At 67.7% G+C, this 16819-nt stretch carries 11 protein-coding genes and 2 pseudogenes; 3 read left to right on the top strand and 10 right to left on the bottom strand.

Features of this window, described 5'->3' with window-relative positions; genetic code table 11:
* Nucleotides 1–13: 13 nt before the first annotated feature.
* The 3 genes from ACN9M6_RS13090 to ACN9M6_RS13080 form a co-directional block, all read right to left on the bottom strand.
* Nucleotides 14–247: a hypothetical protein gene (locus tag ACN9M6_RS13090; RefSeq protein WP_419163336.1), complete on the bottom strand. Its 234-nt coding sequence runs from the start codon at nucleotides 245–247 to the stop codon at nucleotides 14–16.
* A 10-nt stretch (nucleotides 248–257) separates the two neighbouring features.
* Nucleotides 258–500, bottom strand: a complete 243-nt coding sequence (locus ACN9M6_RS13085) for a FitA-like ribbon-helix-helix domain-containing protein (protein WP_419163335.1) — start codon at nucleotides 498–500, stop codon at nucleotides 258–260.
* A 124-nt stretch (nucleotides 501–624) separates the two neighbouring features.
* Nucleotides 625–777: a hypothetical protein gene (locus tag ACN9M6_RS13080; protein ID WP_419163334.1), complete on the bottom strand. Its 153-nt coding sequence runs from the start codon at nucleotides 775–777 to the stop codon at nucleotides 625–627.
* Nucleotides 778–859: 82 nt separating this feature from the next.
* Between ACN9M6_RS13080 and ACN9M6_RS13075 the strand changes: the two genes are divergently transcribed.
* Nucleotides 860–1027 (top strand): hypothetical protein, encoded by a 168-nt coding sequence (locus tag ACN9M6_RS13075; RefSeq protein ID WP_419163333.1) that lies wholly within the window; start codon nucleotides 860–862, stop codon nucleotides 1025–1027.
* A gap of 111 nt (nucleotides 1028–1138) precedes the next feature.
* Here ACN9M6_RS13075 and ACN9M6_RS13070 read toward each other — a convergent pair whose 3' ends face one another.
* The 5 genes and pseudogenes from ACN9M6_RS13070 to uvrA all read right to left on the bottom strand — a co-directional run bounded on the left by ACN9M6_RS13070 (nucleotide 1139) and on the right by uvrA (nucleotide 14043).
* Nucleotides 1139–3700, bottom strand: coding sequence for an Ig-like domain-containing protein (locus ACN9M6_RS13070; protein WP_419163332.1), 2562 nt, complete (start codon nucleotides 3698–3700; stop codon nucleotides 1139–1141).
* A gap of 187 nt (nucleotides 3701–3887) precedes the next feature.
* Nucleotides 3888–4106 (bottom strand): annotated as a pseudogene (locus ACN9M6_RS13065) (hypothetical protein); the annotation flags it as partial.
* A 25-nt stretch (nucleotides 4107–4131) separates the two neighbouring features.
* Nucleotides 4132–4755 (bottom strand): annotated as a pseudogene (locus ACN9M6_RS13060) (Ig-like domain-containing protein); the annotation flags it as partial.
* Between the two features lie 1598 nt (nucleotides 4756–6353).
* Nucleotides 6354–10508 carry an Ig-like domain-containing protein gene (locus tag ACN9M6_RS13055; RefSeq protein ID WP_419163331.1) on the bottom strand — a complete coding sequence of 1385 codons (4155 nt, stop codon included), beginning with the start codon at nucleotides 10506–10508 and terminating at the stop codon, nucleotides 6354–6356.
* Nucleotides 10509–11148: 640 nt separating this feature from the next.
* Complete coding sequence (uvrA, locus tag ACN9M6_RS13050) at nucleotides 11149–14043, bottom strand: excinuclease ABC subunit UvrA (protein WP_419163330.1); 2895 nt, start codon at nucleotides 14041–14043, stop codon at nucleotides 11149–11151.
* A 257-nt stretch (nucleotides 14044–14300) separates the two neighbouring features.
* Here uvrA and ACN9M6_RS13045 point away from each other — a divergent pair, with 257 nt between their 5' ends.
* A complete protein-coding gene (locus ACN9M6_RS13045) occupies nucleotides 14301–15527 on the top strand; it encodes an AAA family ATPase (protein WP_419163329.1) in 1227 nt (408 codons plus the stop codon).
* 103 nt (nucleotides 15528–15630) lie between these two features.
* Entirely contained in the window at nucleotides 15631–16125 is a 495-nt protein-coding gene (locus tag ACN9M6_RS13040) for a DUF4276 family protein (protein ID WP_419163328.1), read from the top strand.
* A gap of 67 nt (nucleotides 16126–16192) precedes the next feature.
* Here ACN9M6_RS13040 and ACN9M6_RS13035 read toward each other — a convergent pair whose 3' ends face one another.
* Nucleotides 16193–16534 carry a hypothetical protein gene (locus ACN9M6_RS13035; RefSeq protein WP_419163779.1) on the bottom strand — a complete coding sequence of 114 codons (342 nt, stop codon included), beginning with the start codon at nucleotides 16532–16534 and terminating at the stop codon, nucleotides 16193–16195.
* Nucleotides 16498–16803 (bottom strand): hypothetical protein, encoded by a 306-nt coding sequence (locus ACN9M6_RS13030; protein ID WP_419163778.1) that lies wholly within the window; start codon nucleotides 16801–16803, stop codon nucleotides 16498–16500. The genes ACN9M6_RS13035 and ACN9M6_RS13030 overlap by 37 nt, the downstream gene beginning before the upstream one ends.
* Nucleotides 16804–16819 lie beyond the last annotated feature (16 nt).

Here is a 16819-nt window from a genome sequence, read left to right as displayed (position 1 = left end):
CAGCTGGCATCGCTCACGCCCCGGACCAGGGATCCACGACCTCGATTCCCATGTTCTCGAAGTCCCTGACGTTGCGCGTAGCCACCGCCATCGCGCGGGACCGGGCGATCGCCGCAATCTGGCAGTCGGGCGGTGCGACGGGGCGTCCGGCGGAACGGCGCCTGGAGGCGATGTCCGCGTACGCAGCGGGGCGGGGCGACTTGCGCATCAGCTCGGACACGACGTTCGTGTCCAGCAGCACGGTCATGACCGCGGGCTCAGTCGAAGGATGGCGGCTCGCGTCCGGGCTCGCGCGGCGGCAACTCCAGGTCCACGCCGTTCACCGGCCCGAAGTGCGAGCGGATGATGCTCGCGAGGTTACCGGAACTCGGCTTTCGACCGACCGCGTCGCGCAGGATCCGACGCGCTTCCTCCTCCATCGAGCGGCCGTTGCCCGCCGCCCGCACCCGCAGACGGGTCTTCACGTCATCGTCCAGGTTGCGGATCGTGATACTCGCCATAGCGACACCTCCCAGTCTTCGACGAGCTTACGGACTGATTGCGTTGCAATCAAGACGAACGGCCGTGGCCCGGGAGAGTTCAGGGGGTGGGGGGCGTACCCAGGGCGCGGATATCCTCACGGATCTAGGCGAACCCCTCGTTCATCTTGCCCTCCAGCCGATCGATTCGCCGATCCAACTGGTTGAGGTGCCGTTCGAGCGGTTGCGCGAAGAGCTTCGTCATCGTCCAGACGGAACCCACCAGCATGGCGAGCGGCCACGCTTCAGCAGCTTGCACTCAACCGCGAACCTGCGGACGCGCCCCTGCTGCCGGGCCAGATGACCAGCAGGTTCACGAAGCTCGAGATCCTCGCGGGCAGGTGGGCGGGCAGCCCCTCCAGCCCGGACAGGTCGAACACGAGCGCGGCATGGCGGTCGATGCCCGGTCACGCCGCAGCGCCGCCTCAAGGCGGTTCGCCCGCGAAGGGAGGTTGTCGATCACGATGGACCGGCGTCGGCTCCTCGTCGGCGGGGTCGGCCCCGCGTAGACCGCCGGCTTCCCAGTCCCGCCGGGACCGGAAAGTGGCTCCAGGCTCCTCCTGAGTCAAAAAAAGGCAGGGGCGCCGTGGGGCGCCCCTGCCTGTGCAGACCTTCCCTGGCTAGCGCGGCCTTCGGTCGAGCCTGTCCACACCGCCGGGAAGCCGGACCTGATTCGCGGCGGGGGAACCGGCGACCGCCTTCACCTGATCGAACCCGGGCGGAGCGCCGGCTTCACCGGCCATCGCGGCAACCTCCTCACCGGAGACCTCCACCCAGTCGAATAGCGCGGTCGCACCGGTGGCGCCCCGGTTCACCAGCCAGATGTCCACGAGGCGGTCAAGAAAATCGCCCAGACGAATGCCGTGCAGCGGCGCGTCCAGGCTAACCCTCAAGATCGTAATGCCGAAATCACCCCCGCCTACCTCGAACACGAAGGAGCCGAACGTATCATGTCCCAGCCGGAGTTGATCGTACGAATTCGGAGCCGCCCCGATGCTGCGCGAATGTCCGGACAGGTCCTCTATCACGATCCATCCGTTCTGCGCGGCATCGAACACGGCGAACTCGTAGTTCATCGTTGTAGACGCCGGCAGCAGGAGCCGGACGGCGTGGAACCGGTCGTGGCCGGTAAACCAGATCACTCCGGGGGTTGCCTCGCTCGTGACACGACTGATCACCGCGGAGAGTTCCCACCCCCGCAGGCTGGGCGGTGACGAGCGTTCCGCGGTCCCGGTGCCCGTGACACTGTTCGTCAGATGCAACGCGCTGTCGGCAACCGTCGCGTCGGCCTCCTGGATGCTCCAGTCCTGGAGGCTGGCGGAGGTCTCGAAGTCCTCGCGAAAGCCGCCCGCCCGCCCGCGGACGGAGACCTCGATGGTCTGCGTTCCGGTCCGGCCGCCCGGGTCCGTCGCCGTCACCGTCACCGTCGCCGTGCCTCCGGCCACGCCGATCATGGTCACGTTGCTTCGGAACAGCCGGGTCGACACCACGCCGGGGTTCGATGTCGCCGCAGTGTATCTGAGCACGTCGCCGTCCGGATCGCTGAAGTACTGAGCCACATCGACGGTCGCAGCCCGCCCCGCGTCGAGGTGCTGGGCTGGAATCGAGCCGGACGGCGACGGGGCACGGTTGGACTGCACCGTTACGTCCACGCTCTGCGTCGCGCTCAGACCGCCCGGGTCCGTCGCCGCCACCGTCACCGTCGCCGTGCCGTCCGCCTCCCCGGTGAGCGTCAGCGTGCTGCCGGACACGCCGACAGACACGACGCCGGCGTTCGATGTCGTCGCCGCGTATCTGAGCGTGTCGCCGTCCGGATCGCTGAAGTACTGAGCCACATCGAGCCTCGCAGTCCCCCCCGCGTCGACGCTCTGGGCCGGAATCGAGCCGGACGGCGCCGGGGCGCGGTTGGGCGTCTGCACCGTCACGCTCACGCTCTGCGTCGCGCTCAGACCGTCCGGGTCCGTCGCCGTCACCGTCACCGTCGCCGTGCCGTCCGCCACCCCGGTGAGCGTCAGCGTGCTGCCGGAGACGCCGACGGAAACGATGCCGGCGCTCGATGTCGTCGCCGCGTATCTGAGCACGTCGCCGTCCGGATCGCTGAAGTACTGAGCCACATCCACGGTCGCAGCCCGCCCCGCGTCGAGGTTCTGGGCCGGAATCGAGCCGGACGGCGCCGGCGCGCGGTTGGACTGCACCGTTACGCCCACGCTCTGCGTCGCGCTCAGACCGTCCGGGTCCGTCGCCGTCACCGTCACCGTCGCCGTGCCGTCCGCCACCCCGGTGAGCGTCAGCGTGCTGCCGGAGACGCCGGCAGACACGACGCCGGCGCTCGATGTCGCCGCCGCATATCTGAGCGCGTCGCCGTCCGGATCGCTGAAGTACCGAGCCACGTCGAGCCTCGCGGTCCGCCCGGGACTGAGGCTCTGGGCGGGAATCGAGCCGGATGGCGCCGGCGGGCGGTTGGGCGTCTGCACCGTCACGTCCACGCTCTGCGTCGCGCTCAGACCGCCCGGGTCCGTCGCCGCCACCGTCACCGTCGCCGTGCCGTCCGCCACCCCCGTGAGCGTCAGCGTGCTGCCCGAGACGCCGGCAGACACGACGGCGGCGTTCGATGTCGTCGCCGCGTATCTGAGCGCGTCGCCGTCCGGATCGCTGAAGTACCGAGCCACATCGAGCCTCGCGGTCCGCCCGGGATTGAGGCTCTGGGCGGGAATCGAGCCGGACGGCGCCGGGGCGCGGTTGGACTGCACCGTTACGCCCACGCTCTGCGTCGCGCTCAGACCGTCCGGGTCCGTCGCCGTCACCGTCACCGTCGCCGTGCCGTCCGCCACCCCGGTGAGCGTCAGCGTGCTGCCGGAGACGCCGGCAGACACGACGCCGGCGTTCGATGTCGTCGCCGCATATCTGAGCGCGTCGCCGTCCGGATCGCTGAAGTACTGAGCCACATCGAGCCTCGCGGTCCGCCCGGCGTTGACGCTCTGGGCGGGAATCGAGCCGGATGGCGCCGGCGCGCGGTTGGGCGTCTGCACCGTCACGTCCACGCTCTGCGTCGCGCTCAGACCGTCCGGGTCCGTCGCCGTCACCGTCACCGTCGCCGTGCCGTCCGCCACCCCGGTGAGCGTCAGCGTGCTGCCCGAGACGCCGACGGAGACACGACGCGGCGTTCGATGTCGTCGCCGCATATCTGAGCGCGTCGCCGTCCGGATCGCTGAAGTACCGAGCCACATCGAGCCTCGCGGTCCGCCCGGGATTGAGGCTCTGGGCGGGAATCGAGCCGGATGGCGCCGGCGGGCGGTTGGGCGTCTGCACCGTCACGTCCACGCTCTGCGTCGCGCTCAGACCGTCCGGGTCGGTCGCCGTCACCGTCACCGTCGCCGTGCCGTCCGCCACCCCGGTGAGCGTCAGCGCGCTGCCGGAGACGCCGGCAGACACGACATCGGCGTTCGATGTCGTCGCTGCATATCTGAGCGCGTCGCCGTCCGGATCGCTGAAGTACCGAGCCACATCGAGCCTGGCGGTCCGCCCGGGATTGAGGCTCTGGGCCGGAATCGAACCGGACGGCGCCGGGGCGCGGTTGGGCGTCTGCACCGTCACGCCCACGCGTCTGCGTCGCGCTCAAACCGTCCGGGTCCGTCGCCGTCACGGTCACCGTCGCCGTGCCGTCCGCCTCCCCCGTGAGCGTCAGCGTGCTGCCGGACACGCCGACAGACACGACGTCCGCGTTCGATGTCGTCGCCGCGTATCTGAGCGCGTCGCCGTCCGGATCGCTGAAGTACGAGGCTACATCAAGCGCCGCGGTGCGCCCGGGATTGAGGCTCTGGGCGGGAATCGTGCCGGACGGCGCCGGGGCGCGGTTGGGCGTCTGCACGCTCACGCCCACGCTTTGACTCGCGATCAGACCCCCGGGGTCGGTCGCCGTCACGACCACAGCCGCCGTGCCGTCCGCCACCCCTACCATGGTCAGGCGGCTGCCGGACATCGACACGGAGACCACGCCGGGAACCGCAGTGGTCGCGGCATATCTGAGCGCGTCGCCGTCCGGATCGCTGAAGTACGGGGCCACGTCAACGGTCACGGTCCGCCCCACATTGACGCTCTGGGCGGGAATCGAGCCGGACGGCACCGGGGCGCGGTTCGGCGTCTGCACCGTTACGCCGACGGTCTGCGTCGCGCTCAGACGGTCCGGGTCGGTCGCCGTCACGACCACCGTCGCCGTGCCGTCCGCCACCCCGACCATGGTCAGGCTACTGCCGGATATCGACACGGAGACCACGCCGGGGGACGACGTTGCGGCCGCGTAACTCAGCGGCCCTCCGTCCGGATCGCTGAAATAGGGAGCCACGTCGATCACGGCCGACTCGCCCACGTTGACGATCTGAGCCGGAATCGAGCCGACCTGCGCCGGCGGGACCGCCGGTGGAGGCGGGGGCGGGGGCGGGGGGGGCATGGTCGGCTCCCCGCCGCATGAGGCGAGACTCGCCAGGAGCGCGCAGAGGAACGACGTGGATGCGGCGCGTCCGCCCGACTGAAGCCGCGTGAGGCGAGGGTTGGTCACGGACATGATCCTCGGAAGGTTCGGGTGAGATCGGGTCCAACCAAGAGTGTAATAAGGCAGCGGGCTGAGACTCGGGTCAACCCTTCCGTGTAACCCGTCGAATCGGTTGCGCACCTCGGCCCCCCCGTCAGCGTATCGACGCCGCAGCTCAAAGCGGCCACTCCGATCAGAAGACCCATCCTCGCAGAGACCGCGCGGGCCGCGGTCCTCCGGGATGGAGCCAGGTGATCCGCACCGCCCTGACGTCCGGGGGTCCACTCACGGTCATGCATCGGGTTCTCATCATAGACGGTGAAATGGGGTCTCCACCAAAAGGTAAGGACCCCGCGCTTGTTGGCGGGGTCAGCTGAATCCCTTGCTCGCCCGGTGGCATTGCCGTCCGAGGACGGGAGTTGTGGTTAGCTCTCGGCGTCAAATGTCCGCGTTGACCGATCGTCTCAGCTCGGCCGCCTGGAACGTCCCTAACGGTGGCTGCCAGGCTTCGCCGGAGGCGCAACGGTGACCGGGACGGCGCAACGTCCTGGTTCGCCTGTCGTGGATGTCATCGACCGGCGTCACCGTCACCGTCCCGCTCGCATCGACATCTTATCCGTGTCGGGGTGCTGAACGTCTGCGTCACTCGAGGCCGGCAACCCCTTCGCAGCGGCGACATCCCCGATCGTCGACGACGTGAGGATCCTCGGTCGACGGCGCACCCAGCTGACCGCCGGACCGGTCACCACCGTCGCACCGGACCCCTCATCCAGCGATGTGACTCGCGACACGCGTATCCGTCGGCGTCGATGATCATGATCGAGGTCGGAACCACGTCCCCGTTCACATCGGCGTTGTTGGTGTCGCTCAACGAATCGCGTCACCGGCTTCGTCCATGCACGTGTCATCAATCGTCGGTCACGTACACGGTCGATCGTCGACGTCATGCCCAAATCGTGATGTTGTTGCCACCATCGCCGTGCCACCGAGGTCACGCGTTGAAGTCCTGTCGGCGTCTGGCCGCCACTGTGCAAATGCACCGCTACCTCTTGCCCGGCCGCAGCCGTGTCGCGGTGAGCCCGGTGGCCACCACCGTGGCACTGTCGGCGTCCTCGGTCACGGACGTCACACTCCGCGGAGAGCGAGAAGTCATCGTCCGTCACCGTCACCGTCAGCGACGCCGCCGTCGTAGTCCGTCGCCGTGTGGTCTCACGGATGTGCTCTTCGGATCATCGGTTCAGGTCGTGTGCGGACGACCTGCGCCAACGTTGTCCGTTGCCGACGTGAACGCTCAGTGTCATCGGGACTCACGCATCACCCTCGGCCGGCGGGCTGATCGTCACCGTGACGGGCGCGGTCGCCGTTGGGGCGTCTGCCGTCGCCAGCGGACCCAGTAGCCGACCTGTTATGGCGTGTGCCGTCGAGCCCTCGTCCAGTGCCGAACGTCGCCGGATTGCTGCGTCGTCCGCGCTCTGGAACTCGAACGTCGGGCCCGGTGGCACCACCGGTCCTGCAGGCCACGTCACGCTGAACGTGGAGATGACATCGCTGTACGAGTTCGCGGCAGCGCGGTCATCCGCGTCGCGGGCGTCATCCTCGCCGTGCAGGAAGAAACAGTAGGACGTCTCACTGTTGTCGTCGCCCTGCTTGACCGTGAACACCTCGGAGAACTCGATCGAGTTGCTGTCGTTGTCGAGCCGCCGCACGGGACCGCTCACCTGCGACGCCTCCAACGGATCGTCGGCCGTGCAGGTGGTACCGTGATGGATGCTGAGGAACGCACGCCGGATCTCCGTCGCGTCGTTCAGCGTTCCCGCCACGCTCACGCTCACCGACTTCGCCGTGATGCTGCCGAAATCGTTCGGCACCGCGGAGAGCGAGAGAACCGGATCCGATTGATCGCGAACGAACGTGAAGGCCGTGGACGCGTAATTGCCGGCAACGTCCGGCGTCGCGGCGTACACGGTGTGACTCGCTTCACGCGCAAAGCGGGCGTTCCCCGCTGGATCGATATCGATCTCGACCGATCCGTTGGCGGCGACCGTCGTCCCCGACGCACGCCAGTAGACCTGGCCGGAATTGGGATTCGAGCTGCCGGCCCACGCAAGAACGTTGCGCGCCAGCCCACTGCCGTCTTCGCCGGTTCCGAGCCGCGGGTCTTCGACCTCGAAGAACAGCGAATTACTCGACAGCACCAGCGCTTCGGAGGGCCGCTCGCGGCTGATCTCGGGCGCCGTGCGGTCCACGCCGAAGGTCGAGGCCGTACGGATCCTCGCCACGTCGGCAAGACCGACGGCATTCCCCAGCCGGTCCGCCAGAGACTGGACCTCTGCCACGTAGCAATCGACCCCGCCGCCATCCGCTACGCCATTCGCGATAGGATCTTCCTCGGGCAACTGATTGATGAGCGTGACGTTCTCAAGGCCCCCCAAGGGAGTGAACGCCGTGCTTCCCCGAGTGTCGGCGTTGCCGGCCACCCCGCAGTCGCCCACGGCGATGGCCGAGGTCGTGCCGTACACGTGCCCGACACCCATCTCGGTCATTTCCGTGATCCGCAGGCGTCGCGTGCTCCCACCCGAGCTGTCGCGGTAGTACGTCGCTGTCGTGGACTCCCAGGTCGCGGGATTGTTTGAGGTGGCGATCACGACTTCCGATTCGTTCGTTCGCACCGGGGCCTTGAAGTCGAAGTGAAGCGGCCCGAGCTTCGCCGTCTCGCCGCCCGCACGGAACGTCGCGGTGGCGTCGAGGCCGTTGGGATCGAGAATCTGTCCATCGTTGACGATCCACGTCTCGCTCGCGTCGTCCCCGCCCGGGATGTTCTCCAGGCTGTTGTTGGGGTTCCACCACTGCGTGCCGGCGGACCACGTGAACGGCGCTTCCTTGCTCGGATAGTCCGGACCGAACCGGCTCTCCCTGAAGCTCAAGGAGGTGGCGTCCGCGACGGGCGTCGGCGTCGGCCTGCTGGTGTCGGTGTGCATGGTGGACAGCCGCATCTTTCCAACGACAGTGCCGTCGTACGCGACCGGGCACGCGTGGAACTGGTTGACGTTGCCCTCGGCGTTCGGACCGCCGTAGAAGGTGAGCCCGCTCGTGTGGGCCCCGAGCTCGGACTGGCTGCCCGGAACATGCGCGATCATCACGAACCCGTGATTGCCGAGCGAGATCGGCAGAGGGGCGATGGCTGCGCGCCGCTCGTCCGCATCGGTGGTGAGGAAGGCACCCAACTGGTACTCGCCGTTGGCGTACTTGGGATCGAGCTGCATCCCCACGCACTCACCCACAACTGCGTTGGTGGTGAGCTGGCACTCGATCTCGGCCTGCCCTGCGGCGGCGAGTCCGGGGCCCACGGCTACGTCGGCAGAGGCACTGCCGCGGCACATGGGAGTTACCGTCTCGCCTCCCAGCGTGAGACCGATGTCCGTCCACGTCTCATCGTTCGACTCCACATCCAGGACCACGTAAATCGTGCCCGAGATGCCCGACGGATTGCTGATCTGCTGCCGATCCGCGTCCAGCAGTCTGGTGATAACAACCGTGGCCTCCTTCGGACCCGCGTTAACCTCCACGCGGAAGCCCTGAGACACGGACGCGGATCCGTCGCTTGCCGAGATCGTGATCACGGCATCGCCGGCCGCGATCGCGGTGATCGTCGCGCTCGCGCCCTCCATCGCCACGGTCGCGACGCCCTCGTTCGAGCTGGATCCCGTGTAGGTCAGCTCATCGGCGTCCGCGTCGCTGAAGTAGCCGGCCGCGTCGATCGTGGACGTGCCGCCGATCTCGAGGCTCGAACCCGGAATCGTACCCACCGCTACCGGCGGGTTGTTCACCGGCTCCGCCTGGACCGTCACGGTGAAGCCCTGCGACACGGACGCGGATCCGTCGCTTGCCGAGATCGTGATCACGGCATCGCCGGCCGCGATCGCGGTGATCGTCGCCGTCGAGCCCTCCATCGCGACCGTCGCGACGCCCTCGTTCGAACTGGATCCCGTGTAGGTCAGTTCGTCGCCGTCCGCGTCGCTGAAGTAGCCGGCCGCGTCGATCGTGCCCGTGCCGCCGATCTCGAAGCTCGAACCCGGAATCGTGCTCACGGCTACCGGCGGATTGTTCACCGGTGCCGCTTCAACGGTCACACTGAAGCCCTGCGCAACCGTCGACTCGCCGTCGCTGGCGGTGACGTTGATCACGGCCTGGCCGGCGGCCACGCCCTCGATCGTCACCGTCGTGCCCTCCATGGAGGCAGTGGCCACGTCGGCGTTCGAACTCGATGCCATGTAGCTGAGCTCGTCACCGTCCGCATCGCTGAAGTACCCCGTCACGTCAACGGTCACTGTCCCGCCAACCCCCACGGAGTGGTCCGGAATCGAACCCTGGGCTACCGGCGGATTGTTCGCCGGTGCCGCTTCGACGGTCACACTGAAGCCCTGCGCAACCGTCGACTCGCCGTCGCTGGCGGTGACGTTGATCACGGCCTGGCCGGCGGCCACGCCCTCGATCGTCACCGTCGTGCCCTCCATGGAGGCAGTGGCCACGTCGGCGTTCGAACTCGATGCCATGTAGCTGAGCTCGTCACCGTCCGCATCGCTGAAGTACCCCGTCACGTCAACGGTCACTGTCCCGCCAACTCCCACGGAGTGGTCCGGAATCGAACCCTGGGCTACCGGCGGATTGTTCGAACTGTCGCCGTCGCCGATCGTCACGCTGACCGTCTGCTCAGCGCTCTCGCCGTCCGGGTCGCTCGCCGTGACCGTCACGACGGCCTTTCCATCGGCCACGCCGCTGATGGTCACGGTCGCAGCCTCGACGGATGTGCTGGCCGCATCGCTATTGGACGATTCGGCACCGTACGTCAGCGCATCGCCGTCGGGATCGGAGAAGTAGGCGCCCAGTCTGATGCTGATCGCGCCACCGACGTCAACGTCGTACGCCGGGATCGTTCCCACGGCGACCGGCGACCGGTTCTCGGCCACGCCGTCGCCGACCGTCAAGCTGACCGTCTGCTCAGCGCTCTCGCCGTCCGGGTCGCTCGCCGTAACCGTCACGACGGCCTTTCCATCGGCCACGCCGCTGATGGTCACGGTCGCAGCCTCGACGGATGTGGTGGCCGCATCGCTATTGGACGATTCGGCGGCGTACGTCAGTGCATCGCCGTCGGGATCCGAGAAGTAGGCGCCCAGTCTGATGCTGATCGCGCCACCGACGTCAACGTCGTGCGCCGGGATCGTTCCCACGGCGACGGGCGACCGGTTCTCGGCCACGCCGTCACCGACCGTCACGCTGACGCTCTGGGCGGCGGCCCCACCGTCCGGGTCGCGCGCCGTGATCGTCACGACCGCGGTTCCGTCGGCCACGCCGGTAACCGTCGCCGATGAACCGTCCATGGAGACGGTGGCGGCGGCCTCGTTCGAGGATCCGGCGTCGTAGCTGAGTTCGTCACCATCCGCGTCGCTGAAGTATCCGGCCACGTCGACCGTGCTGGTCCCGCCCGGGTTGATGCTGATGGCCGGAATTGAGCCAACGGCCGCCGGTGCCTGATTCGGCGGCGGTGGCGGTGGCGGCGGTGGCGGCGGGAATGGTGGAATTACGGGGGGCGGCGCTGGCGGTGGCGGGTCCGGAACGAGCACCTCGACGGTGTCTCCGCAGGCGCCAATGACCAAGGCGATAATCCCTGTCGTCAACAGGCCTTTCGTAACCTTCCTCATTCAACTCCTCCTCAGGATGAAGTCCTTCGGGTGGTGACTGACTTTCGCCGACCTCGCGGCCGCTGGCATTCGATTTGTACCTGCGATGCACCACACCCCAGCCGCAAAACGGGCTGAACATACCGGCGCTCCCGATGAGGGTCAAGAGCGTCGGACTTCGCGAAACCTCTTTTGTCTCTTTTCGATTAACTCCGTGAGTCGTCTCCGGCAAGAGCCAGGATTTCCCGGTCGAAACCGGGGCGACGAGATTACGATCTTTTCACGTTGAGTCAGGTACTCGGGGAGGCGATTCAAGGCAGGCCCAACCCCTCCACATCCCCCACCTCCACGTTTCCAAGTATGGCAAAAGTTCCCCCGTGCGTCAAGAACGGGCGAGACTTGTGCACGGACCGACCTGCCCGGGTCATACGGCTAAAGTTCCACCTGCCGTTCGAGCCGGTGGTTCGCCCATCTCGCGCAGGAGCGACGACAGGTGTCGACCCGTGTGGCTACCCGGCGTCCGCGCAACATGTTCCGGAGGCCCTTCCGCGACGACGAGACCGCCCCCGGCGCCCCCCTCGGGGCCCATGTCGATGACCCAGTCGGCCGTCTTCACGACGTCCATGTGGTGCTCGATGACGATGATCGTGTTTCCGCGGTCCGCGAGCCGGTGCAGGACGCCCAGGAGGAGCCGCACGTCCTCGAAGTGGAGGCCGGTCGTGGGCTCGTCGAGGATGTAGATGGTGCGGCCGGTGCTCGTCTTCGCGAGTTCGGTCGCGAGCTTCACGCGCTGGGCCTCGCCGCCCGACAGCGTGGTGGCGGGCTGGCCCAGCGTCACGTAGCCGAGACCGACGTCCGAGAGCGTGCTCAGGCGGCGCGCGAGGGTGGGCACGGCGTCGAAGAACTCGAGCGCTTCGTCCACGCTCATCGCGAGCACGTCGGCGATGCTGCGGCCCCGGTACAGGACCTCCAGCGTCTCGCGGTTGTAGCGCCGGCCGCGGCAGATGTCGCAGGGCACGTACACGTCGGGCAGGAAGTGCATCTCGATCTTCACCAGGCCGTCGCCGCGGCAGGGTTCGCAGCGCCCTCCCTTGACGTTGAAGCTGAAGCGGCCGGGCGCGTAGCCGCGGATGTTGGACTCGGGCAGGCGGGCGAAGAGTTCGCGGATGGGGGTGAAGACGCCGGTGTAGGTGGCGGGGTTCGAGCGCGGGGTGCGGCCGATGGGACTCTGGTCTACGTCGATAACCTTGTCGAAAAGTTCAATACCGTCGATCGCGTCGTGCGCGCCGGGGACGAGCCTGGAGCGGTAGATCTCGCGCGCCAGGCGCCGGTAGAGGATCTGCTCGACGAGGGTGGACTTGCCGGAGCCGGACACGCCGGTGACGCAGATGAAGAGGCCGAGGGGGAAGGCGACGTCGATGCCGCGCAGGTTGTGCTCCCGGGCCCCGCGCACCACGAGGCGGCCCTGCAGGGGCGGGCGGCGGACGGACGGCACCGGAATCTCGCGCTCGCCGCGCAGGTAGGCCGCGGTGAGCGAGCGCTCGTCGGCCAGGAGTGCGTCGATGTCGCCGGAGACCATCACTTCCCCGCCCTCGCGCCCGGCCCGCGGTCCCATGTCGACGATGTGGTCCGCGCGGCGGATCGTGAGTTCGTCGTGTTCGACGACGAGGACGGTGTTTCCGAGGTCGCGGAGGGCGGCGAGCGTGCCGAGCAGCTTCTCGTTGTCGCGCGGGTGGAGGCCGATGCTGGGCTCGTCGAGCACGTAGAGGACGCCGACGAGCCGGCTCCCGATCTGGGTCGCGAGACGGATGCGCTGGGCCTCGCCGCCGGACAGGGTGCCCGCCGAACGCGACAGGGTGAGGTAGCCGAGGCCGACGTGGTCGAGGAACTCGAGGCGTTCGACGATTTCCTTGAGGATGGGGGCGCGGATCTCGGACGTCTGGCCGCCGGCCGCGCGCGCGCCCTCGACCCAGCCCGCGAGGAAGGGGCGGAGTTCGGCCACCGACTTTGCGGTGAGCGCGGGGAGGGAGACGCCCTCCACGGTCACGGCCCGGCTCTCGGGACGCAGGCGGCCGCCGTCGCAGGCGAGGCAGGTCGAGAGCGTCATGTATTCGTCGAGCGCGAGCCGCACGCGCTCGCTGGTGGTCTCGTGATAGCGGCGGAGGGTCGCCGCCACCGCGCCCTCCCAGCCGACATCGGTGTCGCCGTACAGGATGGCCTGCTTCTGGTCGTCGTCGAGCGCTCCCCAGGGCGTGTTGAGGTCGAATCCCATCTTGCGGGCCAGCCGCGGGAGCTGGTGTCGGCGCGTGCTGCCGCTGGGGGCCCCCATGGGGAGGAGGACGCCCTCGAGAATCGAGATCTGGTCGCCGCCCACGATGAGGTCGGCGTTTGGCACGCGCTGGGAGCCGAGGCCGTCGCACTCGGGACAGGCGCCGAAGGGGGAGTTGAAGGAGAACTGCCGGGGTTCGAGTTCGGGGATGCCGAGCCCGCAGCCGGGGCAGGCATAGCGCTCGCTGAACAGGTGCGCCTCGGGCTCGGCGCCGCGGCCGCCCTTCGCCCGGGCGCCGGGGTAGAGCGCGACCTCGACCACGCCGTCGGCCATGCGCAGGGCCGTCGCCACGGAGTCCGCCAGCCGCTCGCGGTCGGAGGCGCGCACCGTGAGCCGGTCCACCACGACGGAGATGTGGTGGTTGCGGCGGCGATCGAGGGTGGGAGGCTCCGACAGGTCTATCAACTCTCCATCCACGCGCGCGCGCACGAAGCCTTCGCGCAGCGTGCGCTCGAACAGGTCGCGGAACTCTCCCTTCCGTCCGCGGACGAGGGGGGCGAGAACTTCGATGCGGGCGCCGGCGGGCCACTGCAGGATCTGCCCGGCGATCTGCGTGGGCGACTGGGGGCGCACGGGACGGCCGCACGAGGGACAGTGGGGGGTGCCGGCGCGGGCCCACAGGAGGCGCAGATAGTCGTAGATCTCGGTGACGGTGCCGACGGTGGAGCGGGGGTTGCCGCCGGCCGTGCGCTGCTCGATGGCGATGGCGGGCGAAAGTCCCTCGATGACGTCGACGTCGGGCTTCTCCATGACGCCGAGAAACTGCCGGGCGTAGGCGGAGAGGGATTCGACGTAGCGGCGCTGCCCCTCGGCGTAGATGGTGTCGAAGGCGAGCGAGGACTTGCCGGAGCCGGACAGCCCGGTGACGACGATGAGGCTGTCGCGCGGCAGCTCGACGTCGATGTCGCGGAGGTTGTGCTCCCGGGCCCCCCGCACGATGAGCATGTTGGCGCTGGCGTCGGTGTTGGCTGCTGGGGTGGCGTCTTTCATAGCCGGGGATCGTAGACGCGGTCAGCGCTTCCGCGCCAGTTTTCCGCGGCGGTTGATCCCCCGTTGATGGGCCGAGGGTAGTATCTTGCCCGAGTCGGCAACCTGAGCCGGCACGTCAGGTGCGCTTCGACAGGCGGGTGGACGAGATCGAAGCCCGGATCGGCGAGTTGCGGCGGTGAGCAGGCCGGCCGCGTAGCGGACTGCGGCAAGCGGCGTCATCATGGTGGCCTTGATCCACTCGATTGACGGAGACCCACATGGCTGAGCCACCTGGCCCCCTTCTGAAGGCCATCACACTCAGGGGCTTCCTCTCCTTTGGGTACGCTACGAAGGAGTTCCCCCTGGCGCCGCTGAATGTCGTCATCGGACCGAATGGGTCCGGCAAATCCAATCTCGTTGAAGCAGTGTCGGTGCTGCGGGCCGTCCCGCGAGACCTTCCCCTGCCGATCCGGCAGGGCGGCCGTGTACAGGACTGGCTGTGGAAATGCGATCCATCGAGTGCGCGAGCCGGTCCCCGCGTGGACCCTCCTTCCGCCTGTATCGACCTGGTGTTCGCCGAAGGCCGAATAGCCCAATTCCATACCGATCCGGCTGTTCGGTATCGGTTGGTCTTTGGGGTACAGGGCGATTCATTTGTCGTTCTCGACGAGCGTTTGGAGAACGAGGCGAAACCCAAGGACAAGGACAAACCATACTTCTACTTTGGGTACGAGAATGGCCGCCCGATGCTGAACGTGCGGGACGGGCGGCGTAGAGAACTTCGAAGGGAAACCCTCGACATGACTCAGTCCATTCTGTCCCAGCGAAGGGATCCCGAAGAATACCCGGAACTGGGCCGATTGGCGGATACTCTGGCGCGAATCCGGATCTACCGACGTTGGCAGTTCGGTCCAGACGCGGCTGTCAGAGAGGCCTGCTCGCCAAGCGTGAGGGCGGATCATCTGTCCGAGAACCTCGATAACCTCCCGGCGCGCCTCGCCGTGCTCAAGGGGAAACCTCTCGTCAAGCAACGGCTGCTCGAACTGATCCGTGAACTGGCCCCGGGATTCAGTGACTTCGAGGTAGTTCCAGAAGGCGGAGCGCTGACCCTCTACCTCACCGAAGGCAACCTATCCATTCCTGCGCGCCGCGTGTCCGATGGGACACTCCGCTTCCTCTGTCTGCTGGCAATCCTGGTCGATCCCGAGCCGCCGCCGTTCATAGCGATCGAGGAACCGGAACTGGGGTTACACCCGGACATCCATGCGCAGCTGGCGGCACTCCTGCTCGAGGCGAGTACCCGCACTCAGCTCATCGTGACCACCCACTCAGACATAATGGTCGATGCGCTTACGGACACGCCGGAGACGGTCGTCGTCTGTGAGAAGGTCGGCGGCTCAACGCGGCTGGAGCGCCTTGACCCCGAGAAACTCGAACCGTGGCTCGAGAAGTATCGCCTCGGAGAGTTGTGGATGCGGGGAGAGATCGGGGGAACGCGCTGGTGAGCATCGCACTCTACGTGGAGGGCGGCGGGGACTCCAGGAGCTGAAGACACAGTGTCGGAGAGGCTTCAGGAAGTTCGTCGAAAAGGCAGGTGTTGAGGGCAGGATGCCCCGCATCGTGGCCTGCGGCGGGCGCCAGAATGCGTACGACAGCTTCAAGAAGGCCCTCGACATCGGGGAAAGAACCCCGATGCTTCTCGTTGATGCCGAAGATCCTCTTACGGCTGCAAATCCCTGGGAACACCTTCGCAATCGGGACACCTGGGATCGGCCGAATGGCGCGGGCAACGACCACTGCCACCTGATGGTACAAGTCATGGAGTCATGGTTCCTGGCCGACAAGTCGGCTCTGGAGTCCTTCTACGGCCAGGGATTTCAAGTGAGCGCGCTTCCTGGAAACCCGAACGTCGAGCAGATCAGCAAGGCTGACGTTCTGCGCTGTCTTGCCAATGCCACCCGCCACACGACCAAGGAGGCCTATGACAAGGGACCGAACAGCTTCACGATCCTGGGCAAGATCAACCCGTCTGTCGTTGAGTCAGGAGCGCCGTCCGCCAAGCGTCTTCTCGACATGCTTCGTGCCGGGGGCCCCCAGCCGTGAGTGACCAACATCCCTCCGGATTGGAGATCGGCGGTGAGCATGCCGGCCGCGGCGGTCACGGCCGGGTTTATCGCCAACCGGGCGGTGCGGGCCTCAGCCGGGCTTCCGGATCCGAATCCGCAAGGAGCCACTCGTACGCCGGACAGGCCTCGATCCCCGGGGGAGCCTCCGGCGGGAGTCCCGCCCGCGTAAGCGTCAGCAGCCGGCGGTGGGCGACGGCCCCCCGCGGGGCGGCGTCGAGGAGGGCCCGGATCTCTCGCTCGGCGGTGACGGGGTCGGAGGCGTCGGCGCACACCTGGATGAGTTCGGCGTCGCCGCCCGGTGCGCGCGCCAGGAAGTCCACTTCGTAACCTCCGGGCGTCCGCACGTACGTCACCTCACAGCCGCGCCGTTCAAGTTCGACGAACACGGCGGTTTCCAGCGCGTGGCCGATATTCGCGCGTCCCGCACCAGGAAACAATCTTCCAGGTGGGCGACAAGATCGTGCACGGAGTCGCGACCGATGGCGATCTCCTGCGACTTCAGCCGAGCATGGAACTTCGTCGCGCTGAAGAGAGATCCCGCATTCGCCAGCAGCTGTCGCACCAGCCAGCGCAGTCCCGTCACGTTCCGGACGCCGTGGCGTTCCACGACGTCCCTCAGAATCGCGACATCCACGTAGTCCCGTAGCAGCTGCATCCGAGCTGCCGTGCCG

The sequence above is a fragment of the Candidatus Palauibacter sp. genome, assembly GCF_965197445.1.
Classification (GTDB): domain Bacteria; phylum Gemmatimonadota; class Gemmatimonadetes; order Palauibacterales; family Palauibacteraceae; genus Palauibacter.
The sequence above is the reverse complement of the archived record's forward strand: the minus strand, read 5'-3'. Positions and strand labels throughout refer to the sequence as shown.